This is a genomic window from Flavobacterium beibuense F44-8, assembly GCF_000769915.1.
Classification (GTDB): Bacteria; Bacteroidota; Bacteroidia; order Flavobacteriales; family Flavobacteriaceae; genus Flavobacterium; species Flavobacterium beibuense.
In genome coordinates, this window is the sequence record NZ_JRLV01000008.1 from 155,442 (window position 1) to 180,859 (window position 25,418).

Below are 25,418 nucleotides of genomic sequence, written 5' to 3' on the forward strand. Positions count from 1 at the left end.
AGTGAAGGTGCAAATTTCGGGCGATATATCTCAATTAAATTGTAAATTTGTGATACATAATTGTAATAATGTGATATGAGAAGGCTTAATCAGTTTGAAACGTTGGTAATACATGAATTTGAGGAAGATAAGTTCCATCTTCCGGCACATACTCATACCTATTATGAGCTTATTTATATAGTAAGCGGACACGGAATACACGAACTTAACAACAATATGATTCCGTATAAGGCGGGCGATTTGTTTGCGCTGGCCCCTGAGGATCGTCATTATTTTGATATTAAATCCAGAACCCGATTTGTGTATATTAAGTTTACCGACAGTTATTTCAGTTCCAAGAAAAATCTGGTGACCGATGACTTGGTACTTAATACGCCACAATCTATAATGCGGGAAAAGATGCTCAAGGAAACACTGCTTAAGCTTGATGAGCCCTGTGCTACCATCCTAAAGAATACGGTTAATAATATTACTGCCTATAACTGCCGTAAGGATGTTTCGACTTCGCCTATTGTTTTTTATCAGATACTTTCCATTTTCGGGCTCATACGGGAAACTGTGAAGGGAATGGAGTTACCCATACGCGGATGCACTTTTAATGATAATCAGGTACTATCATATATTCATGAAAATATATACAGTCCTAAAAGCATACAGAGTAAAGCTATAGCGCAGCATTTTAATATTGCCCAAACGTATTTTAGCGCCTATTTTAAAAGGAATTTCGGGATTACCTACAGGGATTATATCAATAACCTTAAAGTACAGCTCATAGAGAAAAGGATAGCAGGTAAAAACATGCCCATTAAACAAATTGCTTATGAGTTTGGTTTTACCGATGAAAGTCATCTTACCAATTATTTTAAGAAGCATAAGAAGATGAAACCAAGTGAATATGTTAAAAATCAGTAGCTTATTTTAACATTTGAATGCGTTTTTTTAATAATCTTATGGGAAAAACCTGATGTTGAGAGTTTTATATTTGAATACTAAACACATTACTAATTAAAACTAAACATTATGAACATGAGATTGCTAAAAAACACGCTTTTTGCCGGTTTATTTGTAGCAGCATTAAGCTTAACCTCTTGCGGAGAGAAGAAAGAAAACAAAGATGCTGAAATGGAAAACACTGAAACTATGGACGCTCCTGACGAAGGTATGGATATGGATGTAGACGTAGATGTTAACCAGGACACAACAAAAGTAGATGTAGAAATGGATACAATGCATTAAGATTGCATCTGAAATCTAAATAACACTAAGGGCAGCCAATTGGCTGCTTTTTTATTCCTGTAAAAGGTGTTGGGCAATGATATTCCATTGTTTAGAGTCGTGTTGCAGGAGGTAAATTCCCTGTACTTCAAACTGCACTTTATAGGGCTTATTTTTATACACTGACCATGCTTTTTCAAATTCGGGATAGGTAAGGTCGCGGTAACCGATGGTCATGTGCGGATGATAGTCGTTATCATGAAACTGTATTTGGGTGTTAGGGAATGCCTGGCTAAACTGCTTAATAATGCTTTGCTGAACAGATAATAATTGAGCAGAATATTCTGGTTGTACATATATAACCGGAGCTTTACTATTATTGAAACATCCAAAACCGTTTAATCCTAATTCGAATTTATTAATGCTGAAACTGAGGTTGTGAAACCACTGCATTAATAAGTCATGTTCTTTCTCATCAAGGTGAAAAGGTGTTTTTAGGGTGATGTGTGGTATAACCCTTAGGGCTTTGCGGCTGTTGTAGTTTATGGCAATATCTTTTTTAAAGACTGTTACCTGTTCACAAATTTCCTGAGGAGGGATTAACGCAATAAAATAACGGTTTTGTGATGGCATGGTGTTTTTACACAAATATACCTATTTGCCTTAAAACAAAATACAGCCCTTGGAGGGGCTGTATTTAAAAAGTAGTTTCTTGGCACAGATGCCGGAGGCAAGGTGTGCCGCTACAAATCTAAGTATTTTTAGGCTTTTTGTTGTTTTCTTAAATGTTAATATATTAACTGATATTTACTTTTTAAATATTTTAACGGTCTTTGTATTGCCACTTTCGGTTTGTAATTCCAGCATGTAACTACCTGCCTGATATGCCGATAAACTGATGCTGTTATCCCCGTTAACAAGTTCTCCTGTTTTTAGAATACTCCCTGTTACTGAATAGATAGTGTATTTTAATGTGGTGTTGCTTGATATGTTAAGTGTGTCTTTTACCGGGTTTGGATAAATAACTGTTTTAGCTAAAGTAAAACTCTCAGTGTTTAAAACTGCTTCAATTTCGTTGCAATAGGTTTCACTGCCGCAATCATTTGTTACGGTTACACATACATTATAGGTATTGCTTACTGTATAAGTATGACTTGGGTTTTCATCTGTAGATGTGTTTTCATCACCAAAATTCCATTCAATGCTGTCGTAGGGTTGTGATCCTGTATAGGTAAAAGAAAAGGAAAGCTGATCTTCATTGTCCTGTTCAAAACTGAATTCGGGTGTTGGCAATGTGCAGTCACAGTTGACTAAACCATATTTAGCCACAAAAAAATCGTAACCCTGCCCTGAGTTAGACATTTGGTTTTCTCCTATAGTAAGACTGCCGTCAAACTGTCCGCCAATGTAATAACTGTTGTAGCTGTCTGCAGCTATGGCTGAACTAAATTCATTATCGCCAAAATTAGTGTCTATCGTATTAATTTCTGAAAGGCTGCCATCGTTAGTATTAAAACTGGCCAGTAATATATCATAACCTTCATTGTCTTCCTGGGTATAGGTAGTTTCTCCCCACGTTATACCACTGTGACTTGCAGTTATGGCTACCTTATTATTGTTTATTGTTATAGCATTAGCCCTGGCAGCTGCAGGAGTTTCGGCATTGGTACTCCATTGCGCTTCTCCATTAGCATTAAGCTTTAGTATAAAGGGGAATTCATGAGGCTGGTTTGATGTAAACGATTCTCCGGCAAAACTGTCGTTGTTTAATGTGCCTCCTGTTATGTATATATTATTATTGCTGTCCAAACATAAATCTTCAAGAAAACCGTTCACTCCGGGAGTGTTACCCTGTTTCCATAAATAGTTTCCCTGGTTGTTAAATGCAGCTATATACATGTTTGAAGTGACAGTCTCTCCGTTTATCGTTAAAGTTCCGTCACTGTTTGTATTACCGCCTATGTAAAAATTTCCTGTTGTATGGTTTCTTATTAGTTTGTAATTAGATAGTACGCCTGTAAATTGTATGTCGGGCTGTATTGCTTCAATAAAGGTGCCGTTAGTATCATATTTAAGTATAAAAAAGTTATCGCCTTCAGTTGTGTTTACAAATGCTTCGTTGGCATATGTCCCTTCGGGTAAAATGCATAACCAGTAAGAGTTTCCTTCAGGGTCTGTTTGTAAGTCAAGGCCTAAAGAATGAGATTGTGCTTCTGCAACAGTTACATTATCTGCCTGTGGCATTTCCAACCATTGGAATTCTCCTTCAGCATTGTATTTGGTAATAAATAAGGTTTGCTTTTGCTCTCCGTCGTTAGGTGAATAAGGTAAGGCTACATCAGTATCAATATTTGCCGGAAAATTTTGAGAAGTTCGGTAAACTGTGCCGGCTATATATATGTTTCCCTCAGAATCGGTTTGTATGTTTTTAATATAATCGGCATCACCACTTCCTATTATTTTAGACCATCTGAATGTACCGCTACAATCGTAGCTGGCAACAATGTAATCTCTATTACTTCCTGAGTCGTATGAAGTGAGATCCATACCATCCAGTTGTAGCCCTGTTTTTCCAATAGTTGCCAGGAAATACATATTCCCGTTTGAATCGGTGACTATAGATGTTGTTTTTTCTCCTCCCTGTATTTGCATAACACTACCACCGCCAGAGCTCCATTGCCAGGTTTGAGAGTATGTTGCAATACTAATAAATAGTGTTGTAATGATTAAAAGAGTTTTGAGAGTAAAGTAGTTTTTTTTCATTTTCATTTTTGATTAAAATCAAACGCTTGTAAAGAACAAAAGCCGGCAGTGTTGCTGCCGGCTGTTTGTAAGATTATACTATTATTGTATGATAAGATTTTTTTGCATCAGAATATTTCCGTTTTCTTTCATTACAACAATGTATTGTCCTGCCGGGAATCGGGATGTATTAAGATCCCACGTTCCGTTTTGTATTGCAGGAGTGTAAGACTCCAGCATTACACCCAGTAGGTTGTAAACCTGAATTGTTTTTTCAGAATCTTTTTCAAGATAAGTGAAATTCATGCTTACGTTTTCCTTAGCAGGGTTAGGAGCAATAACAAGTTCGTAACCGTTAAGTTCATCTTCCATAGCTGCCGGTCTTCCTTGTGCGCAGTCAGGGAATGGTATTTCAAACCTGTTAAGACAAGGTTTTCCGTCAATAGTAGTTTCAGCATATACCATTACTGTACCACCTGCAAATCCGTTTAACGGAATCATTTGTACAGGTTGTAAAGAGCTTCCAGGAGGGATGGTTATAGATGTTGGAACAAACATACCTTCTCCGTTAGGAAGTGAAAGCGTTACCTGTATTGGGGTAGAGTAAGGGTTGTATAGATCAAAGTATACTATATAGAAGCAGTATCTTCCGTCATATTCAGTTTTAATATCTTTAACTCTGATGCGGAATTCACATTCTCTACAATCTTTAATCGCTATACTAACTTCATCGCTTACTCTTTTACAGTATCCGTTGTCTAGCAGCAGAGAGTAGTTGCCGCTACCATATCCTGATAATGGAAGAGGGTTAACACTTGTGTAGCTGCCACTATCTACAGTACTGTTGTTAAATAACCACTCCCAGTGTGGGAATGGCATGTTTATGCCTCCCAAAGATCCGGCCGAAAGTAATTGTTCACAAAGTTCATAACAGCCAGATGGTACATTCCAGAAATGTACAGAAGGGTCTTTAGGTACTACTATTTGGTTAGTACTTGAACAACCGAATTCGTTTGTGAAGCGAACCTGATATGTACCTCCTGCAAGAACTTCGATTGAAGATCCACTCATGCCGTTGCTCCATGTAAATGTTCCCGGTCCTGAAGCAGTTGCTTCAAGCTTAACTTTATATGCCGGATCACATTCAACATTTACAATTGATATACCAGGCGCTCCAGGTATTGGTTTAACAGTTACAGTATGTGTATCTGTATCTGTACAATAACCGCCTGCACCATTTGGTGTGCTAACAGTAACTTCATATGTGTATGTAGTTAAACCGGTAGCAGTATCGCTCATACTTGTCATATTATTAAATGCTGGTAGTACTGAGCCGTTTTTCTTCCAGGTATATTGAGTCCCTGCCGGTCCTGCCGGAGTAGAAAGACAGATAGTGCTGTTAAGGCAAACCTCGTCTGGGCCTGAAATGTTTGCAGCGGTTGGTTTAACAAACGTTACAATTGTTTGATTGTTAACTCCTATGTCTGTAGAACAGTCGTATGCTCCAGATACTTTTACCCAGTAAGCTCCTGATTCTGTTACATTAAATGTATTTACAGCAGTAGTGCCTAACGATACATTACCCTGCATCCACTCGTATGAAGTAGGTGTGGCTGATCCTATACCAGGGCTGTAAGTTAATGTACTTGTGCTGCCTACACATGCAAGAGCGGGTGATGCAGTAACTGTACCGGCAAGTAAGTTTTGTTTTACATTTATTGTTTTGCTATATGTAGCTGTACATCCATATTGATTAGTTACAATAAGTGTTATGGTCTTGTTGCCATAGCTATTGTATACTTTAGAAGGTGATGGCTGACGGTTGGTTGAACCATCTCCAAAACTCCATTCGTAAGTAAGTCCTGATTGAGGAGTAACTAAAGCCATATCAAATGATGCGTTTTCACAAATTTCTAAAGGTGCAGTGAATGTTGCATCTGGCATTGCAGGCAAATCGATTGTTATAGTTGCTGCTGAACATGCCGGATGTGCAGGAGAGGCATTTCTTTTTATTGTAAGGTCTAATGTATGTACACCCGGACTAACAGTTGTAGTATATGTATTTGCTGCTCCGTTATATACAGTACTTCCGTCTACTTTAAATTGGTAGTTATCCATACCATTGTTAGGGTAGAAGTTAGAATGGTCTAAAAGTGTAAGTGTATATCCGCCAGAGCCGTTACAGGCAACATTGTATTTCAGGTCTGGCATGTATGGTACCAGTACTTCAGTATAGTTTGTTACAACACAGCTGCCATAAGTTGCCTGATAGTAAATTCTGTATTTACCTGATTCATCAAACTGGAATTGAGCAGATCCTGCTGTTTGTGATATAACAGTAGATGAAGGTTGAGTAAACCAGCCATATGTTGTAGGGCTACCTGTAGCAGTAGCTGTTGCTGATATAATACCGCAATTGTTTGTTCCGCTAACAGTAACCGTTTCACCTGTTGAGCAAGGTGTAACGCAGTTGCCGTTATAAATTGTTGCATCTGTAACAGTTGTACAGCCATTGCTGTTTTCTACTTCTGCATGATAGCTACCGTAACCGTAACCTAATGATGCAAGATTTATTGATGTTTGGCCTGCAACAGATGTGATTTCTAAACCGTTGTGATACCATTTAATAGATGATGTAGATCCGAATCCTGACTGTATGTTTACTGTAAGGATATCATTTATTGCAGACTCAGGGCATACAGCATATACGCCTGCAGGAGTTATACTTGCTACCGGTGCCGGGATAACTGTAATGTTTTGTGCTAAATTTAACGGGTTAATACATCCGTTAGGCAGTTCTACATATGCAGTAATAGTGAAATCAGTATCAGCACCATTATTGTTTAGATAAGTGTGGCTTATTGTTGATGCTGCACTTGTTGTTACAGGTGAAGAACCGTCACCGAAATTCCATGTTACAGTTCCTGATGTTAGACCTGAGATACTTAATGGGAATGATTCTCCTCCGCAAATTGTACTAGGAGCAACTATATTAGCAGCCGGTGTGGTTATTACATCTACATCATAAGTGAAATAATGTTCAACGCCACATTTAACAACAGTTAGTTTTACCTTTTGAGGGTTAGAAGCTACTGGAGGTTCGTTCCATAAAATATCTACTATTGTAGTTCCGTTTCCAGAAGAAACACTACCTGCTGTTGCCGGAACAACTTCCCAGAAATAAGATTCACCTTCAGTATATGTAGTTTGGTATGTTGCATAGCTGCTTGAACATACTTCATCATCGCCTGTTATTACAGCATTTACTGTAGGAGGTGTAACTACTTTTGTAATCATATCTGATGGACAGTTTGGTTCTGCAACACTTTCTCTCCATGCATGTACAGCATACGGTCCTGTTGGTCCAAAAGTTACTGTAACTTCATCACCTTGATTGCTACCTGCAATTGTTCCGTTGTCAACACTCCATACTATAACTGTACCCGGTATAGTATTGTTAACACTATAATCAACAGGGATGCCAGGGCAGGTTTCATCCGGGCCTGTAATAGCTGTTGGAGCTGTTTCTTTTGGATTTACTACAATTCCCATTTGGGCATTTTTACAAAATGCACCTCCCGAAACTGTAAGTATATAGTTTCCTGCTGTGGTAAAGTTGTAGTTAAATGAGTTGCCTGATCCTGTAGATACTACTAAGCCATTTCTTTTTAATACCCAGCTGCCTGAGTATCCGTTGCTAAGTACATATCCGCCAGTTGTTCCAATACATAGTGATGTAGGGCCGTTAATTTCGGCTTTCGGCTTAATTGTAATAACTAACTCAGCACTACCGCCACAATTTAATAATGTGTTGTTGTATGTACAGCTAAGAGTTATTGTGCCTGAGTTACCTGTAGTTTGTACAACAATTTCGTTTTGTTGTTGTCTTGGTATTAAGGTGGCTCCTGTTCCGTTAGCATCTAACGACCAGTTAAATGTAGTAGATGGCCATTGCGGTAATTTGTAAATTGTTTGTTCGTTTTCACAAATTACAAGATCTTCTACAATTGTACCTGTGTTTTGTATTACCGGAATTGGAATTGTTGTTGGTCCTGCACAAGGAATATCACATCCTGTTGCATCAATAGTTACATAACCAAAACCTGAAGGTCCTACATTGTCCCATACTACATCAATAGTTGGTCCGTATGGGGCTGATGATACTATAGTACCACCATCAACACTCCAGTTAAAGTTGCCGCCGCAAATATCGCCAACAAAATCTTCAACAGTATATGAAGCGATTTCACCGTCACATACTACGCTTGGACATTTAATTTGAATACCAGGGAAATCGTGAACACGTACCGGTATTTTGTACCTGCTGGTACAGTTACAAACATTTGTTACCGTTAACACTACTGTATATGTTCCCGGAGAACTGTAAGAGTAGGTTGGTTGGAATTCTGATGAAACGTCACCGTTTCCAAATTCCCAGTAATAAGAAAAGAGGTCGCTGCCTCCATTTGTTGTAGACAGATTGGTGAAAAAGATTCCTTCGTCTACACATGCCTCAATCGGAATGCCTACATAACCCGGAAGCACTCCAAAAAATGCTTTTGGTGCAGGAATGATTTCAATACATATTTCCACGGTTTCTACCGTTCCGTCTAATTTTGTGACTTCTGCAGTCACAGTTCCGTTTCCGGGAGTACCCCATTGTACATAACAGGTTGTTGTACTCGATGAAAGAAGTGTACCGCCGGCAACACTCCATTGTGTAGAAGACCAATTGCTGCTGTCTCCCGTTAAAGAGTAATTTACTCTGCTGTTTTCGCAAACCCTAACACAGGGTCCGTCTTCAATGTCTTCTCCGGGTTCTTTCTGTTCGTCTTTTCTTGGGTCTTCGAACTGATAGCAACCCGTTTCGCTATCCCAAATAATTGATATTGCTTCCTGTGCCATCGTTCGGACCGGAAGTAATAAAAATCCAAAAAGGATTAGCACCATTAAAGGCAATCGCTTTGATTGCCACGTAAAGTTTGTCATAACTGGTGTGATTTTGGTTAAACATCTTGTTTTTAGCTATTTAAAGGTAATCACTAAAAATGACGTTAAAATGTTAATGAAAAGCTAAAAAATTATGATTTAGTTATGAACTTGTTGCGAATCCTTTAACAATGGGCGTATTGTTAATAATAACATTTTAAAGCAAAAATGTTATTAATATAACAATCAATTTGAAATTTAAATAAATAAGCCTATAAATCAATAAATATAAGGATGTGTTATATTTATTTTTTAAATGTTGTTTTTTTGCCTTGTTAATGACTTGTTAACCATTTATCTAACATTTGGTTAAAATTAACTTAATTTTTGTCGTCTTTTTCATTCAAATATTTCCAATAACGCTTAGGAAGGTATTGAATATGAAGCTTCATGTTCTTTCTTGCAGGTATATTTGTGCTGTTAAAATAGTCTTTCCATAATAGGGAAGTGAGTTCTTCGCTATTACTAACAAGGTTGTTTGAAAGTCTTTTTTTTGAGGTATCTATATTTTGTATAAACTCAAAAGATATGGTTTGCACCGTGTTAAGGTCATAATAAAGCCCGTATTTTCTTTTAATGTCATAAATAATCCACTTCTGGTCGGCAAAGCGGTTTTTGTAAAAATTGGCTATTAACGGGAGCACGTTAAAGTCGGGTTCGGCAGGTGCATAAAATATACCGTCTGCCGTTTCCTGAAAGCGTATGAAAGCTGTGAAACGATGTCTTTCACGCCCTACCATGCGGTTCATTTTTGATATAGCCATTACATGCGGATTGCCAAAGTTTTTTTCGGCACCCTGAGGATTGTCAAAAATATAGCAGGCAAAATCAAAAAGATCCTGAAAGGTTTGCGGTACTTCGCTAAGGTAGGCTCTGTAAAATTTCATGAGCCAGTCGGCACTCATCTTTTTTTTGAGTCCGTTCCAAACCCTTTCGGCTTTTACTTTGTTATTTATAATAGTATGTGTTTCACCAAGCATTGTGGGTTGGTAATGTTTATTCCAAACCAATTGTACTTTGCCGGGTTTGTATTCATAATATTCAAAGACAGCTGTTAGCAATCCTTCCATCGATCCGTCAAACACATAGGTAACCATACTAAAACAGGCTTAATTGATTTTGGGGTACTTTAAGGTATTTACTATTGCTTTCAGATAATATAAGGTGTTTTATATGTTGAGGTTCGGGGTCGTTAAGTTGGTATGGACTATCGGCACAACGTATAAAGAATTTTGCCCTGTTATAAGCAATCCCTATTTTTTTAAGTTGGTCACTGCGCAGCTTTCCAAATTTACGTGCCTGAATTATTTTGAGCGCCGATTGTGTGCCTATACCCGGTATACGTAATATCATACGGTAATCGGCAGTGTTGATGTCAACAGGGAACTGTTCAGGGTTGCGTAATGCCCAGCTCAGTTTTGGATCAATATCAGTATCGAGATGCGGATTTTTAGGATTAAGCAGTTCCTGTACCTCAAAACCATAAAAACGCATAAGCCAGTCTGTTTGATACAGCCTGTTTTCACGAAGCAACGGTGGTTGGCTGCCTATTTGTGGCATACGGTCATCATAACTTATAGGTATGTATCCCGAATAGTACACGCGTTTTAGCTTGTAGTCCTTGTAATATTGGTTGGCGCTGTACATAATTTCCATGTCGGTTTCAGGTGTGGCGCCAATTACCATTTGGGTACTTTGCCCTGCAGGAACAAATTTCGGGATGCTTTTTATGAGTCCGGTTTTCTTTTCGTCTTTAAACTTAGTGATGGTGTTTTGTATAAAATCTAATGGTTTTTTTACTTCATCGTGTGATTTATCGGGAGCAAGTAGCTTCAGGCCTCTTTCGGTGGGCATCTCCAGGTTGATGCTCATCCTGTCGGCATAAAGCCCGGCCTCAGATAATAGTTCAGGGCTTGCACCCGGTATGGTTTTTAAATGTATGTAACCGTTAAAACGTTCTTCAAGCCTTAACTTTTTTACAATGCGTAACAGGCGTTCCATGGTAAAATCGGCATCCTTAAAAATGCCCGAACTTAAAAACAGACCTTCAATGTAATTGCGTCTGTAAAAGTTAATGGTAAGGCTAACAACCTCGTCTACAGTAAAAGCAGCACGTTTTATATCGTTGCTTTTGCGGGATACACAAAAAGCACAATCATATATACAATGATTAGTAAGTAATATTTTGAGTAACGATACACAGCGACCGTCTTCGGTGTAGGAGTGACAAATGCCAGAAGCGCTACTGTCGCCCAGTCCTTTGTTGTCATTTTTTCGGGTACTGCCACTGGATGAGCAGGATACATCATATTTAGCAGCATCGGCTAATATGGAAAGCTTTTCACGTATACGATCACTCATGTTAGATTATTTTCTACAAAGCTATGAAAATAATCTAACAGAGGTTGTTGAACAAAAGTTAATTTCTAAGCTCGTGTATACGGCTAACGTATTTTCCTACAACGTCAAACTCTAAATTGATAACCGTGCCCGGTTGTATATATTTAAAGTTGGTATGCTCGTGGGTGTAAGGTATAATGGCGACGCTAAATTCGTTAAGTTTTGAATTTACTACCGTAAGGCTTACTCCGTTTACAGTAATAGATCCTTTTTCGATAGTGATGTTGCTTAGATTTTTGTCGTATTCAAAAGTGTAGTACCAGCTTCCGTTTGCTTCTTCAACACTTTTGCAAACCCCGGTTTGGTCTACATGGCCCTGTACTATATGTCCGTCCAGCCTGTCGCCCAGTTTCATTCCTCTTTCAAGGTTTATCATATCACCCTCTTTCCAGTCTCTTAAATTTGTTTTTTCAAGAGTTTCCTTAATTGCGGTTACAGTGTAGCTGTCTTCGCTTAGGGCAACAACAGTAAGGCATACGCCGTTGTGCGATACGCTTTGGTCTATTTTAAGTTCGGGTGTTAATCCCGATAGTATGGTGACGTGAAGATTGTCGTTGTCTTTTTTTATTTCTTTTATGGTTCCAAGTGTTTCAACAATTCCTGTAAACATCCTCATTTAATTTTATAAATTTGCAATTCAAAAGTAGCAAATTAAAGCGCCATTATGACCAAAAAAGCAGAAAATGTAATTGTAGGTATATCTATAGGAGACCTTAACGGAATAGGTAGTGAAGTAGTACTTAAAACCTTTGAGGATGTCCGAATGCTGGAAATGTGTACTCCGGTGGTTTTTGCTAACGCAAAAATCATATCCTTTATAAGGAAGTCACTTCATGTTGATATCCATATACATGGTATAGACAGCCTTGACCAGTTGGTGCACGGTAAGTTTAACGTGCTTAATGTTTGGCGTGAGGGTGTGAATATTGAATTTGGTGCAAACGATGAAAATGTGGGTAAATATGCTATTAAGTCGTTCACCGCTGCTACCGAAGCTTTAAAGAACAAAGAGATTGATGTGCTGGTAACAGCTCCTATTAATAAGTATAACATACAGTCGGAGGAATTTAAATTCCCGGGTCATACTGATTATCTTAACGAGCAGTTGGAAGGTGATGCACTGATGTTAATGGTGCACGATGACCTGAAAGTAGGTTTGCTTACAGATCATGTTCCTGTTAATGAGGTGGCTTCGCATTTAACGGAAGAGCTAATAAGGAAAAAAATAACTACCGTTAACCAGGCTCTTAAACAGGACTTTAGAGTGAACCGACCTAAAATTGCCGTGCTATGTGTTAATCCGCATTGTGGAGATAATGGTGTAATAGGTAGTGAAGATGATACAGTGCTTAAACCAACGTTGAGGAAATTATTTGATGAAGGTATATTAGCTTTCGGTCCATTTTCTGCCGACGGGTTTTTCGGGAGTAGTGCCTATGAGAAATATGATGCCGTAATTGCTGCTTACCACGATCAGGGGCTTGTGCCGTTTAAAACACTTTCGTTTGGAAACGGAGTGAATTATACCGCAGGGCTTGATGGGATAAGAACATCTCCCGATCATGGTACTGCTTATGATATTGCAGGAAAAGGAGAAGCCGATTTTAATTCTTTTAAAGAAGCCGTATATTTGGCTTTAGATATATTTAATAACCGAAACGATTATAGGGAAATAACCCAAAATCCTTTAAAAACTAAGGAAAAACAGTTATAAACAAAAAAATGTTGATAACAGGTTTGGATTTGCAATAATTTTATATCTTTGCACGCTCAAAACTGTTGTGATGAAGTGAGTTGTGGCTGTTTTAATAATCAGTCCGGCAATATCATGTGAACTTTTAAAAAAACACACCACATGAAAGTTAATAAAGAATTTTTAATCCAGTTTGCTGGGTTAAAACAGGGGAAGCACCAGTTTGAGTTTGAAATAAACAAAGCGTTCTTTGATCATTTTAATTTTGATGAATATAATGATGTCAATGTTAAGGTGAACCTTGTTTTAGATAAAAAGCTCACTATGCTTGAGTTAACATTTAAGCATAAGGGTACGGTAAATGTACCTTGTGATCTTTCTAATGAAGATTTTGATTTGCCGATAAAAGGTAAGCTTGACCTGATTGTAAAATTTGGTGAAGAATTTAATGACGAAAACGAGGAGATGCTGGTTTTGCCACACGGGGAGTACCAGGTGGACGTAGCGCAATATATATATGAAATGATTGTGCTTTCGGTTCCGTCAAAAAGAGTGCATCCGGGTATTAAAGACGGCACTATGAATGCAGAAATATTAAACAAACTTGAGGAGCTGGCTCCTAAAGTGGAACATAAAAAAGAAGAAGACACAGATCCCCGATGGGACGAATTAAAAAAACTATTAACGGATAAATAATATAGTAAAATGGCACATCCTAAGAGAAAGATCTCGAAAACGAGAAGAGACAAGAGAAGGACGCACTATAAGGCGTCTGTTCCTCAAATCGCTACATGTCCAGTAACCGGAGAAGCGCATTTATACCACAGAGCTTACTGGCATGAAGGTAAAATGTACTACAGAGGACAGGTAGTTATAGACAAACAGGAAGCGGTTGCTTAATTGTTAAGATATAAGAGAAAAACTCTCACATAGTGAGAGTTTTTTTGTTAAACGCAATCTATTTGAAAATAAGGAGGAATATTACAAGGGGTTTTGTATTTTTTTTGTAATTTCCACCGCTTTTTCAAATTCCCGGATTTGAATAGAAATAACTTATCCTTATGAACAAAATAACAGCCGCCATTACTGCTGTAGGGGCTTACGTGCCAGATTATGTCCTGTCAAACCAGGTTTTAGAAACAATGGTTGATACAAATGACGAATGGATTACTTCCCGTACAGGAATCAAAGAAAGGCGTATACTTAAAGATAAAGATAAAGGAACTTCCTTTTTAGCTATAAAAGCAGCACAGGATTTGCTGCAAAAATCAGGAACTAAACCGGAAGATATTGATATGGTGCTTCTGGCTACCGCAACTCCTGATATGCCTGTGGCAGCCACCGCAGTTTATGTGGCTACACAAATAGGCGCTGTTAATGCCTTTGCATACGATTTGCAGGCTGCATGCTCCAGTTTTTTATACGGTATGTCTACCGCAGCCGCTTACATTCAAAGCGGACGATATAAAAAAGTACTTCTTGTAGGGGCAGATAAAATGTCTTCAATTATAGATTATACTGACAGGGCTACCTGTATTATTTTTGGCGATGGCGCAGGTGCTGTGTTATTCGAGCCAAATGAAGAGGGGTATGGTCTTCAGGATGAATATTTAAGAAGTGACGGTATTGGTCGTGAGTATCTTAAAATAGATGCCGGCGGATCTATACTTCCTGCTTCAGAAGAAACTGTAGCAAACAAACAACATTATGTTTTCCAGGACGGTAAAACCGTATTTAAATATGCGGTATCTAACATGGCCGACGTAAGTGAGAAAATAATGAGTCGCAACAACCTTTCGCACGATGATGTAGATTGGTTAATTGCACACCAGGCTAACAAGAGAATTATTGATGCTACCGCGTCAAGAATGAATCTTGATGACTCTAAAGTATTAGTTAATATCGAGAAATACGGTAATACTACATCAGCAACATTACCATTATTGCTTAGCGATTATGAACATCAGTTCAAAAAAGGTGATAACCTTGTGTTTGCTTCTTTTGGAGGCGGATTTACATGGGGATCGATATATCTTAAATGGGCATACGATAAAAAATAGAACAGACTAAACAAAATTCGGAAATTATGGATATTAGAGAAATTCAAAACCTAATTAAGTTTGTAGCAAAATCCGGTGCTACCGAAGTAAAATTAGAAATGGATGATTTTAAAATCACCATCAAAACTACAGAAGCTGGTACAGAGGCTGCAACTACTTACGTTCAGCACGTTCCTGTTAGCCAGCCGGCTCCACAGGCAGTTCCGCAACAGGCTCCTGTAGCTGCTGCTCCGGCTGCTGCTGCACCTGCCGCTGCTGCTACAGAAGACGATTCTAAATACGTAACTGTAAAATCACCTATAATAGGTACTTTGTATAGAAAACCATCTCCGGATAAAGCTCCGTTTGTAGAGGTGGGAAGCACAATCTCTAAAGGAGATGTGGTTTGTGTGATTGAAGCAATGAAGCTTTTCAACGAAATCGAATCTGAAGTGTCTGGTAAAATCGTTAAGGTATTAGTAGACGATGCTTCTCCGGTAGAGTTTGATCAGCCATTATTCTTAGTTGATCCGTCATAAGGAATTTTAAATACTTATTGCTAAATGAGGAGTAACATCCTCATTTGCTTTATTTAAAATATACAGTTCAAATAAAAAATCTCAAGCAATGTTTAAAAAAATATTAATTGCAAACAGGGGAGAGATTGCACTACGTGTAATCAGAACCTGCAGGGAAATGGGGATCAAGACTGTGGCCGTGTATTCTACTGCCGATGCAGAAAGCCTTCACGTAAAATTTGCTGATGAGGCTGTATGTATAGGTCCGGCTCCAAGTAATTTATCATATCTTAAAATGTCTAATATTATTGCTGCTGCAGAAATTACTAACGCAGATGCAATACACCCTGGATACGGTTTCCTTTCAGAGAATGCTAAGTTCTCAAAAATATGTCAGGAGCATGGTATTAAATTTATCGGTGCATCTCCTGAGATGATTGAAAAAATGGGAGATAAGGCTACTGCAAAAGCTACAATGAAAGCTGCAGGTGTACCTTGTGTACCGGGATCAGACGGATTATTAGAGTCTTTTGAGCAGGCAGATATGCTGGCTAAAGAATTTGGTTATCCGGTAATGCTTAAAGCTACTGCCGGTGGTGGTGGTAAAGGTATGAGGGCTGTTTGGAAAGCTGAAGACCTGTTAAAGGCATGGGAAAGCGCAAGGCAGGAAGCCGGTGCTGCTTTTGGTAACGACGGTATGTACATGGAAAAACTTATCGAAGAGCCAAGACACATCGAGATCCAGGTAGTGGGCGATTCTTACGGAAAGGCGTGTCACCTTTCTGAGAGAGACTGTTCAGTACAAAGACGTCACCAGAAACTTACTGAAGAAACTCCGTCTCCATTTATGACAGATGAGCTTCGTCAGGCAATGGGTGATGCTGCTGTTAAAGCTGCCGAATTTATTAAATATGAAGGTGCCGGTACGGTAGAGTTCCTTGTGGACAAGCACAGAAATTTCTATTTCATGGAAATGAATACCCGTATTCAGGTAGAGCACCCTATTACAGAGCAGGTTATTGATTATGACCTTATCCGTGAGCAGATTTTAGTAGCTGCAGGTGTGCCAATTTCAGGTAAAAACTATCTTCCGCAACTTCACTCTATCGAGTGTCGTATTAATGCAGAAGATCCTTATAACGACTTCAGGCCGTCTCCGGGTAAAATTACTACCCTGCACATGCCTGGAGGTCATGGTGTACGTTTAGATACTCACGTTTATTCTGGGTATACTATTCCGCCAAACTATGACTCTATGATCGCTAAACTTATAACTACTGCCCAAACAAGGGAAGAAGCTATAAACAAAATGAAGCGTGCATTAGATGAGTTCGTAATCGAAGGTATTAAAACTACCATTCCTTTCCACAGACAACTTATGGATGAGCAAGCCTATGTTGAAGGTGATTATACCACTAAGTTTATGGAAACTTTTAAAATGAATGAGCCTAAGCAATAAGCTATAGCCATATTTTAAAGCCCCGCTAATCAGCGGGGCTTTTTTATTTGAGGTTTATCTGTTTTTTAAAGCAACTCATCGGGAAAATCAGTCTCTTAATCGAGGCTTTTTTTCTTGCGAATGTTTTCTTTCTATATTAGTCGCATCATTAACTAAAAATATACTCCAACCATGACCAAAAAATTAACGGGCAGGGTAAAAAACCTTGTTAGCACACTAGTTCTTGCTTTACTGTTTTGTGTAACGGCTAATGCTCAGGATAAAGTTTCTGAAGGGGCTGCAAAAGTTACTACACACATGAAATCTCAATTATCACTTAATGATAATCAATATTCGCAGGTGTTAGCTATAAACAAAGATTATTTGAAAAAACTGGATGAAAATCCGGGTGCTACTGCTGTGCAGAGATCCAAAAAGAAAAAGGCTTATGATGAAGATAGAGATAAGAAACTGAAGTCGGTTTTAAACGATTCTCAATACAAAATATACATTGCAAACCGTTCTGCGAACGCAAGAGTGTATAAAGAAGCATTAAAATAATAAATTTAACAAAAATTTAACATATTTAAAATTTAATTGAAAATGATATAAAGCTAGGCTAAATCAGGTCTTCGCGTAATTTATTATTTAATTTCATTTTATATGTTATATAAATCTTAAGAATCCATTAGGGTTTTTTGACCATTAGGTGTTAATTTTGTAAGCGAAAAAGAAAAATTAAACCAAAAAAACCTATGAAAAAGTTAGAGATGCCCTTGTTTAATAACAGTTGCGGCAAACTCTTTAATGACAAAATCATTTTAGCTTCTGCACACAGAGAGAATGAGATTGAATTTAAAGAGGTGAAAAAAATCAAATTCGGTATGAATACCGATTTGAAATCGATTATGTGGGCATTGATGCCAACAAGTATTTTTGTGCTGTTGTATATGCAACGTAAAATGCTGGATGCACCTATGTTCTTTTTACTTTCATTTGTAGCGATTGGTATTTCTGTATTTACAGTTGCCATGAGCGAAAAGAGCTATTATGTTCTTGTAAAAATGAGAGATGGTGAAAACCTTAAATTAAGGGTTTCTTCAGATAATAAAAAGGATGCCAAGAAATTTGTTGAAATGTCGATAAAAAGACATTCAAGGTATTCAAGATCAGGTTCTAGTCTTAAAGTAGTAAAAGAAGCTGCTTAATGATATAAAAGTTGATAAAAAAAGCCCCTGAACTTTCAGGGGCTTTTTTATTTAAAAGCTTTCTGCTGATGCTCTTTTCCAAAAATGCATGAAAGACTGCGGTACGGTAGATTCGTCCAGTAAACAGCCTTTATTAAGCTCAGGGTAGGTCTCTTCAAAGGTTTCTATCTTAATTCTGTCTACGCGCATACTTACGGCGCTTCGGCCTACTTCGTCAGGATGCCTTAATCCGGCAGATGCCATTAGTTCCATGGCACTCTTTACAGTTTCTTCCTGAAAGCGTGCTACACGTATTTTTTTCTCTTGTGGTACAAGTCCCTTAACAAGTGTAGGGTCTTGGGTGGCAATACCTGTAGGACAGGTGTTGGCATGGCATTCCAGTGCCTGTATGCAACCAAGGGCAAACATCATACCTCGGGCAGAGTTACAAAGGTCGGCTCCTGTAGCCAGTGTTTTTACAATATCAAATCCGCTTACAATTTTTCCGCTGCAAATAATTTTTATCTGGTCTTTAATACCAAAACCTACAAGGCAGTCATAAACAAAAGCAAGAGCATCACGTAGTGGCATTCCTACGTGGTCAGAATATTCCTGTGGGGCAGCGCCTGTTCCGCCTTCACCACCATCAACAGTTATGAAATCAAGGTAGGTTTGGGTTTCAACCATAGCCTTGCATATAGCTATGAATTCTGATTTGTTACCTATACAGATTTTCATCCCAACCGGTTTTCCACCCGAACCTTTACGAAGCAACTTTACAAAGTCCATAAGTTCTAACGGATTGGTAAAAGCTGAATGGTAGGGTGGAGATACAATGTCCTGTCCTTTTTTTACAATCCTGATGGCTGCAATTTCATCGGTAACTTTTTCTTTAGGGAGTATACCACCATGTCCCGGCTTAGCGCCCTGAGAGAATTTTATCTCGATCATTTTAACCGAATCCATAACGGCGCGTTTGGCATATTCGTCATAACTGAATTTACCGTCGTGATCACGACAGCTAAAGTATCCTGTGCCAATGTTCCAAACCAAATCGCCGCCTTCCTTTAAGTGATAAGGTGATAATCCACCTTCGCCTGTGTTATGATAAAACCCTCCAATTTTGGCTCCGGCATTAAGAGCAAGTATGGCATTTTTACTAAGAGAACCATAACTCATGGCACTAATGTTATAAAGGCTTGCCGAATAAGGTTGCTCACATTGTGACGAACCTATTATGACTCTTGGATTAAAGTTAATATCTGCAAAAGGTATAGCTTTTATGCTGTGGTTTATCCATTGGTAGCCTACGTCGTAAATGTTAAGTTGAGTACCAAAAGGCATGGTGTCCAGTTCTTTTTTACTGCGTTGGTAAACCAGGCTGCGTTGCAGTCGGTTAAAAGGTTTTCCTTCCAGGTCTGTCTCTATAAAGTACTGACGCATTTCGGGTCCTATGGATTCCAGTACATAACGAAGGCGACCCAGTAACGGAAAGTTTCTTCGTATGGTTTTTTTAGACTGGTACATGTCGTATAACCCCATACATATTAACGGGAGGAATATTAACAGCAGTAAAATGGATTTCCATTCAATGTAGGTAAGCAGGGCAATAATAGATAATGATGTAACGCAGAATATAAGAAATATCTTTCTCATAAGTAATAGTGTTTTTTTAGATGAATGCAGTGATTGCTTTTTTAAGTATAGTAAAGATATAACTTTAAGCCCTGTATTTGTTAGGTTTTATTAATTTGAATTTATTATAAACAAAAACCCCAAAGCCATTGGCTTTGGGGTTGTATAGTACTAAAACCGGATGGTTTTATTTAATGTCTAATTTTTTAGCAATAGATGAAGGAACACCACCTTTGTGTAAAAGAATAGCAGTGGTTTTGTACTTTACAAAGTTTTTAGTCATGTACATATACCCCTGGTAATCGTTTGTAGCACCCCAAGAGTTTTTGATAATGTAGTACTCTTTACCGTTTTGATCTTTAGTAATACCTACAATGTGCATACCGTGATCGTCAGTAGTATTGTAGTTGTCAAAAGCTTCCTGACGAAGATCTTCAGTGATTTCCATTTCAGGTTGAGGGCCTTTAAAAATGGCCTCTTTTTCCTGTGGGTTCATTTCTTTGTAGTCTTTTGCAGGGATATAAGCTACACCGTTAGTCCAGCTAAATCCTTTTTCGCTAACATCACCGGCCCAAGCTACAGTATAGCCCTTTTTAAGTGCATTGTCAATAATGTCTGTAAGTTCATTCATCTTAACGTTGTATACCTGATCAAGAGACCAGTTATCCGGTACCATAAGCGTGAACTTAGTATAGTAAGGGTGCTCTTTGAAGGAAGAGATCTCTACATAATCATCGGCATTTACACCTACAACTTCTTTAGCAAAAGTTTGCGGAGTGTATGTTTTTCCTTTGTACTTAAATGTTTCAGGAACTTCACCAAGGTAAGAGTCGATAACAGCAGTATAGGCTTTAATCCAGTTTGGAGTAAGTTGTCCGTTAGGGTTTTTTACAACAGCTTCAAGAAGACCTTGTGCCATTGTTTGCATTTCTGCAAATCGGTTACTTTTTGTACCGTAGTTAAGCCCTGTGTATTCGCTTTGTGGTAAAGCACCATACTGGCGGTACATGTTTATTACATCGTGTAGAGCACCGCCGTCACCTAAAGTGATAGCACCATGCATGCGTACATAGTTTTTACCTTTTTCTATATAAGCATTACGTGCTGTATATATCTGAGAGATTTCGATAGGCTCTTTACCCATTCTTATCATTTCTGACTCGATGAATGAATTTGCCGAATAGCTCCAGCAGGTACCCGATGATCCCTGACTTTTTACAGGAGTGTTTTCAATGTTTATTACTTCGGTAAATTCAAACGAATCCTTACTGTTTTCGCTCTGGTTGTTCTTTAAAGAGTTAACCAGGTAGTCCTGTGCAAATCCGGCATTCATACCTGCCAATAGCATGGTTGCCGCAAGAAATGGTTTAACTGAAAATTTATGCATAGTAGTTTTAATTATATAGTTTTCAAAATAGTCGCTAAAAGTACTTAAATGTTACAGGTATTACAAAGTTTCTTTAAGCCATTTAAAGAACTCCCTTTGCCATACCATCCCGTTTTGAGGTTTTAAAACCCAATGGTTCTCGTCCGGGAACATTACAAAACGGCTTTTTATACCACGTAGTTGTGCAGCCTGGAAAGCTTCCTGACCCTGCCCTATAGGAACCCTGAAATCTTTATCACCCTGGAAAATAAGAATTGGAGTATCCCATTTATCCACATAATTTATGGGGTTAAACTGAGTATATGTTTTTTGTGCAACAGCGTTGTCTTTTTCCCAATATGGTCCGCCACCATCCCAGTTGGTAAAGAATACCTCTTCGGTAGTGCCATACATACTTTGAAGGTTAAATACACCATCATGAGCAATGAAAGTTTTAAAACGTTTGTTATGGTTTCCGGCAAGGTAGAATACAGAGTATCCTCCGTAGCTGGCACCTATAGCTCCAAGTCGTGCTTTATCAACATAAGACTCTTTAGCTACATCGTCAATAGCCGAAAGGTAGTCGTTCATTACCTGTCCGCCCCAGTCTTTACTGATGGCTTCGTTCCATTCTACACCATGACCCGGCATACCTCTTCTGTTAGGAGCAACAATGATGTATCCCTGTGCTGCCATAACCTGGAAGTTCCAGCGGAAAGAGTAAAACTGTGACAGTGCCGATTGCGGGCCTCCCTGACAGTAAAGTAGGGTAGGGTATTTTTTAGAAGCATCAAAATCAGGCGGAAGTATTACCCATACCAGCATCTTTTTCCCATCGGTAGTGGTAACATACCTCTTTTCTGTTTTGCTTAGTTTTATTTTTGCGTATGCAGCATCGTTTACGTGAGAGAGCTGATTCCAGTCTTTCTTTTTAAGGTCGTAGCTGTAAATCTCGTTTGCATGGTTCATGTCAGATCGCATTACGATAATGTTTCTGCCGGAAAAACCTACAACGCTGTTTACATCCCAATACCCATCTGTTAACTGAGTTACTCTGATAGCTATTTTAGTAAGCCCCGGGAAGTTAACCTCAAATAATTGTTTTGTTCCGTCAATAGGGGCAAGGAAATAAACCTTTTTACCGTCTTCACTCCAGGTAAACGAATCTACAGTTCCGTCCCATCCGGCAGTAAGGTTAATGTCCATTCCTTTGTGGCGAACAATAATATCATTCTTATCGGCTTCATAACCGTCACGCTTCATTTGTAGCCAAGTAAGGTCGCCCTGTGGTGAAAATGCCGGCTGAGTATCATAACCCGGATTATTAGGAGTTAAGTTCTTTGTGGTTTTTGAAGAAAGATTGTATTCATACAAATCAGTATTTGTACTGGTAGCATAAGCTGTACCCGCTTTCTTTTTAGAAACATAAACAATGTTACCTTCAGGTGTCCATGTGTAATCTTCCTCGCCACCAAATGGTTTTTGCGGAGAATCATACGGCTCATCTTTCATGATGTCGGTAAAATTGTCAGTGTCATTTACCGGGCTGTAGCCTACATGGTTGTGTTTTCCTTCGTTCCATGTATCCCAGTGGCGGTAATCCAGTCCGTCATATATTTGTACGGTAGACTTGTCCAGTTCAGGGTAGTAGTCGCCCCCGTTAACTTTTTCAACCTTAATTTCCTGGCTGCTTAAAAGGTATTTTCCGTCTGGCGACAGGTTACGGTCTTTAAGCAGGTTTTTGTAATCTTCCACTTCAGTAGCATTGCCTCCGTTTACAGGTATACTGTAAAATTTGGAGTCAAACTTGTTTTCCTCTACCGATGGTACGGATACTTTATAAACTATGTTTTTTCCGTCTTTGGTAATACCAAGGGCGCTAACCCTTCCCAGTTTCCAAAGCAGCTCGGGAGTCATGTGTTGCGCCGAAGCCGATAATCCCATAATACTCAAGGTTAAAATAAGTAGCTTTTTCATCTAAAAATCTATATTAAACGGCCTTAAAAGTAGTGAATTTATTTAATAGCAAAAATTTATAAAAACAGCTGTTTTTTTGTTAGGGAAACAATAAAGAAAGCCAGTTGCTGTTAAATGTTTGAAAAAAGCGTAAAAGAACTATTTAAAAACAATAAGAGAACCAATGATTAAAAAAATATAGCTAATTTCACAAACTTAAAATTAAAGGCATGCACGGGTATGGTTTTTGATAAATAATCTGCTGTTTTGCCTTTGTATAGCGGTGCTTTTATGCGCTTATTTTACCAACACGATATTTAATTTAAAAGAGATATGGACAGTTTCCACTGGACACAGTTATTAAACCCGGAATTTTATATTAATCTTGAAATTGGCGGTGTAGCAGTAGGTATTTACGTTGTATTGTTTATCATTTTTGCCGAAACCGGACTTTTTGCCGGGTTCTTCCTTCCGGGGGACAGTCTTTTGTTCCTTGCCGGGATTTACAGTACAGAACTTATGCGTTCACTGGTTTACTTAGAAGGTGATTTTTTAAATGTTCTGGTTTTAGCATTATTAGTAGCAGGAGCCGGTATTGTAGGTAATACCTTTGGGTACTGGTTTGGAGCTAAAAGCGGAAGCTTCCTCTACAACAAGAAAGATACTTTTTGGTTTAAAAAGAAATACCTTATCCAGTCGCACGACTTTTTTGAAAAGCACGGCGGAAGGGCTATTATTTTTGCCCGTTTCTTCCCTATCATCAGGACGTTTGCACCTATCATTGCAGGTATAGTGAAAATGGAGCATAAAAAATTTATGCTGTATAATATCATAAGTTCTATACTTTGGGCGTTTACGCTTATATTCGCAGGTCACTACCTGTATGAGCTTTTCCTTAGTAAGCTGGGTATTGACCTTAAACTGTACATTGAATATATTATATTAATTATAGTTGCCGTGACTACGGTGCCGTTAATTCTTAACGCTCTTAAAGGTAAAAAGGTTACCGAAGAAGAAGCTAAAGAGGAGGCCGAAAAGCACGGGCATTTTTAAAATATGAATCTTAGCTATTGGGAAATTAAAAACTGGTACACGGGTGTAGACTATACCGTGGTGGGAAGTGGCCTTGTTGGGTTGCACACTGCGCTTCGTCTCCGTGAACGTTTTCCCGACAGCAAGATACTGGTGCTTGAAAAAGGACCTTTACCACAGGGAGCCAGTACTAAAAATGCCGGATTTGCCTGTTTTGGCAGTATATCCGAAATTATTGAAGATCTCAACACACATACCGAAGAGGAGGTTATAAATCTGGTGCATAAACGCTGGAACGGACTCAAACTGCTTAGAAGGCGACTTGGGGATAATGTTTTGGATTATAAGCCTTTTGGCGGATATGAACTTTTTCTGAAAGATAATAGTGATGGTTATGAAGAATGTCTTCGCAAACTGCCGTTTGTGAATGATGTGCTTCGTCCGTTATTTAAGTCGGATGTGTTTAATAAGGAGATAGACCGTTTTGCCTTTAAAGGGATACAGGAATATCTTGTTTTTAATCCGTTTGAAGGGCAGGTGGATACGGGTAATATGATGCAGGCTTTACTAAAGCAGGCTACTGCCCATAACATTCATGTACTTAACAGCCATGCCGTAACCGGATGGCATGAGCAAACCGACCATGTTCAGGTGAATATCGGCGGGTTTGCATTCAATACCAAAAAACTTCTTTTTGCTACCAATGGTTTTGCCGAAGAACTTACCAATAAAGCCGTAAGACCGGCAAGGGCACAGGTACTTATTACAGAGCCTATCCATAATCTGGATATTCGCGGTACTTTCCATATGGATAAAGGGTATTACTATTTTAGGAATATTGAAAACCGAATTCTTTTTGGCGGTGCCCGTAACCTTGACTTTGAAGGGGAAACCACTATAGAATTTGGTGAAACCGAACTGATACAAAACAGACTGGAGCAATTGCTTCGTGAGGTTATTCTACCGGAAACCGACTTTAAAATTGCTCATCGCTGGAGTGGTATTATGGGAATGGGTAGTCATAAAAAACCAATAGTGGAGCGTGTGTCACAACATGTATACTGTGGCGTTAGGCTTAGCGGTATGGGTGTGGCTATAGGCAGTATGATTGGTACAGAACTGGCCGATTTGGTTTAAATCTCTTTTTTCAAAACTCAATGGAATTTAATAAATTAGTATTCAACTAATTTGTAATTTCGCTATATCAA

At 38.6% G+C, this 25,418-nt stretch carries 21 protein-coding genes; 12 read left to right on the forward strand and 9 right to left on the reverse strand.

Going from position 1 to position 25,418, the window contains the following annotated elements:
* Positions 1–75: 75 nt before the first annotated feature.
* Together Q763_RS08850 and Q763_RS08855 are read left to right on the forward strand one after the other, a co-directional pair.
* Entirely contained in the window at positions 76–912 is an 837-nt protein-coding gene (locus tag Q763_RS08850; RefSeq protein ID WP_035133336.1) for a helix-turn-helix domain-containing protein, read from the forward strand.
* Positions 913–1,026: 114 nt separating this feature from the next.
* Positions 1,027–1,236 carry a hypothetical protein gene (locus Q763_RS08855; protein ID WP_157499394.1) on the forward strand — a complete coding sequence of 70 codons (210 nt, stop codon included), beginning with the start codon at positions 1,027–1,029 and terminating at the stop codon, positions 1,234–1,236.
* Between the two features lie 51 nt (positions 1,237–1,287).
* Here the strand turns inward: Q763_RS08855 and Q763_RS08860 are convergent, their stop codons facing one another.
* From Q763_RS08860 to Q763_RS08885, 6 genes are all read right to left on the reverse strand, one after another.
* The gene (locus tag Q763_RS08860) at positions 1,288–1,848 is read right to left on the reverse strand and encodes a 2'-5' RNA ligase family protein (protein ID WP_035133341.1); all 561 of its coding nucleotides are present in this window, start codon (positions 1,846–1,848) and stop codon (positions 1,288–1,290) included.
* 174 nt (positions 1,849–2,022) lie between these two features.
* On the reverse strand, positions 2,023–3,978 hold the full coding sequence (locus Q763_RS08865) for a PKD domain-containing protein (protein WP_198133451.1): 1,956 nt from the start codon (positions 3,976–3,978) through the stop codon (positions 2,023–2,025).
* An 81-nt stretch (positions 3,979–4,059) separates the two neighbouring features.
* Positions 4,060–8,946, reverse strand: a complete 4,887-nt coding sequence (locus Q763_RS08870) for a PKD domain-containing protein (RefSeq protein WP_084596045.1) — start codon at positions 8,944–8,946, stop codon at positions 4,060–4,062.
* Positions 8,947–9,266: 320 nt separating this feature from the next.
* Positions 9,267–10,043: a TIGR03915 family putative DNA repair protein gene (locus Q763_RS08875; RefSeq protein WP_035133347.1), complete on the reverse strand. Its 777-nt coding sequence runs from the start codon at positions 10,041–10,043 to the stop codon at positions 9,267–9,269.
* A gap of 1 nt (position 10,044) precedes the next feature.
* Positions 10,045–11,307, reverse strand: coding sequence for a putative DNA modification/repair radical SAM protein (locus tag Q763_RS08880; RefSeq protein WP_035133349.1), 1,263 nt, complete (start codon positions 11,305–11,307; stop codon positions 10,045–10,047).
* A 58-nt stretch (positions 11,308–11,365) separates the two neighbouring features.
* Positions 11,366–11,956 carry a riboflavin synthase gene (locus Q763_RS08885; protein WP_035133442.1) on the reverse strand — a complete coding sequence of 197 codons (591 nt, stop codon included), beginning with the start codon at positions 11,954–11,956 and terminating at the stop codon, positions 11,366–11,368.
* A 54-nt stretch (positions 11,957–12,010) separates the two neighbouring features.
* On the opposite strand from Q763_RS08885, the gene pdxA reads away from it, so the two are divergent.
* The 8 genes from pdxA (at position 12,011) to Q763_RS08925 (ending at position 18,242) form a co-directional block, all read left to right on the forward strand.
* The gene (gene pdxA / locus Q763_RS08890) at positions 12,011–13,060 is read left to right on the forward strand and encodes a 4-hydroxythreonine-4-phosphate dehydrogenase PdxA (RefSeq protein ID WP_035133351.1); all 1,050 of its coding nucleotides are present in this window, start codon (positions 12,011–12,013) and stop codon (positions 13,058–13,060) included.
* A 141-nt stretch (positions 13,061–13,201) separates the two neighbouring features.
* Positions 13,202–13,735, forward strand: a complete 534-nt coding sequence (locus Q763_RS08895; RefSeq protein ID WP_035133353.1) for a YceD family protein — start codon at positions 13,202–13,204, stop codon at positions 13,733–13,735.
* A gap of 9 nt (positions 13,736–13,744) precedes the next feature.
* A complete protein-coding gene (rpmF, locus tag Q763_RS08900) occupies positions 13,745–13,939 on the forward strand; it encodes a 50S ribosomal protein L32 (protein ID WP_035133354.1) in 195 nt (64 codons plus the stop codon).
* Positions 13,940–14,100: 161 nt separating this feature from the next.
* A complete protein-coding gene (locus tag Q763_RS08905) occupies positions 14,101–15,099 on the forward strand; it encodes a beta-ketoacyl-ACP synthase III (RefSeq protein WP_035133356.1) in 999 nt (332 codons plus the stop codon).
* A 26-nt stretch (positions 15,100–15,125) separates the two neighbouring features.
* Positions 15,126–15,617 (forward strand): acetyl-CoA carboxylase biotin carboxyl carrier protein, encoded by a 492-nt coding sequence (gene accB / locus Q763_RS08910; RefSeq protein WP_035133358.1) that lies wholly within the window; start codon positions 15,126–15,128, stop codon positions 15,615–15,617.
* A gap of 88 nt (positions 15,618–15,705) precedes the next feature.
* Positions 15,706–17,055, forward strand: a complete 1,350-nt coding sequence (gene accC, locus Q763_RS08915; RefSeq protein WP_035133360.1) for an acetyl-CoA carboxylase biotin carboxylase subunit — start codon at positions 15,706–15,708, stop codon at positions 17,053–17,055.
* A gap of 171 nt (positions 17,056–17,226) precedes the next feature.
* Positions 17,227–17,595, forward strand: coding sequence for a hypothetical protein (locus Q763_RS08920; RefSeq protein WP_035133362.1), 369 nt, complete (start codon positions 17,227–17,229; stop codon positions 17,593–17,595).
* Positions 17,596–17,789: 194 nt separating this feature from the next.
* Positions 17,790–18,242 (forward strand): hypothetical protein, encoded by a 453-nt coding sequence (locus tag Q763_RS08925; RefSeq protein WP_035133364.1) that lies wholly within the window; start codon positions 17,790–17,792, stop codon positions 18,240–18,242.
* A gap of 51 nt (positions 18,243–18,293) precedes the next feature.
* Here Q763_RS08925 and Q763_RS08930 read toward each other — a convergent pair whose 3' ends face one another.
* From Q763_RS08930 to Q763_RS08940, 3 genes are all read right to left on the reverse strand, one after another.
* Positions 18,294–19,877, reverse strand: a complete 1,584-nt coding sequence (locus Q763_RS08930; RefSeq protein WP_035133366.1) for an FMN-binding glutamate synthase family protein — start codon at positions 19,875–19,877, stop codon at positions 18,294–18,296.
* Between the two features lie 166 nt (positions 19,878–20,043).
* Entirely contained in the window at positions 20,044–21,243 is a 1,200-nt protein-coding gene (locus Q763_RS08935; RefSeq protein WP_035133369.1) for a C1 family peptidase, read from the reverse strand.
* A 60-nt stretch (positions 21,244–21,303) separates the two neighbouring features.
* Entirely contained in the window at positions 21,304–23,199 is a 1,896-nt protein-coding gene (locus Q763_RS08940; protein WP_035133371.1) for a S9 family peptidase, read from the reverse strand.
* A 312-nt stretch (positions 23,200–23,511) separates the two neighbouring features.
* Here Q763_RS08940 and Q763_RS08945 point away from each other — a divergent pair, with 312 nt between their 5' ends.
* Positions 23,512–24,231 (forward strand): DedA family protein, encoded by a 720-nt coding sequence (locus tag Q763_RS08945; RefSeq protein WP_035133377.1) that lies wholly within the window; start codon positions 23,512–23,514, stop codon positions 24,229–24,231.
* A gap of 3 nt (positions 24,232–24,234) precedes the next feature.
* Positions 24,235–25,347 carry an NAD(P)/FAD-dependent oxidoreductase gene (locus Q763_RS08950; protein WP_035133379.1) on the forward strand — a complete coding sequence of 371 codons (1,113 nt, stop codon included), beginning with the start codon at positions 24,235–24,237 and terminating at the stop codon, positions 25,345–25,347.
* Positions 25,348–25,418 lie beyond the last annotated feature (71 nt).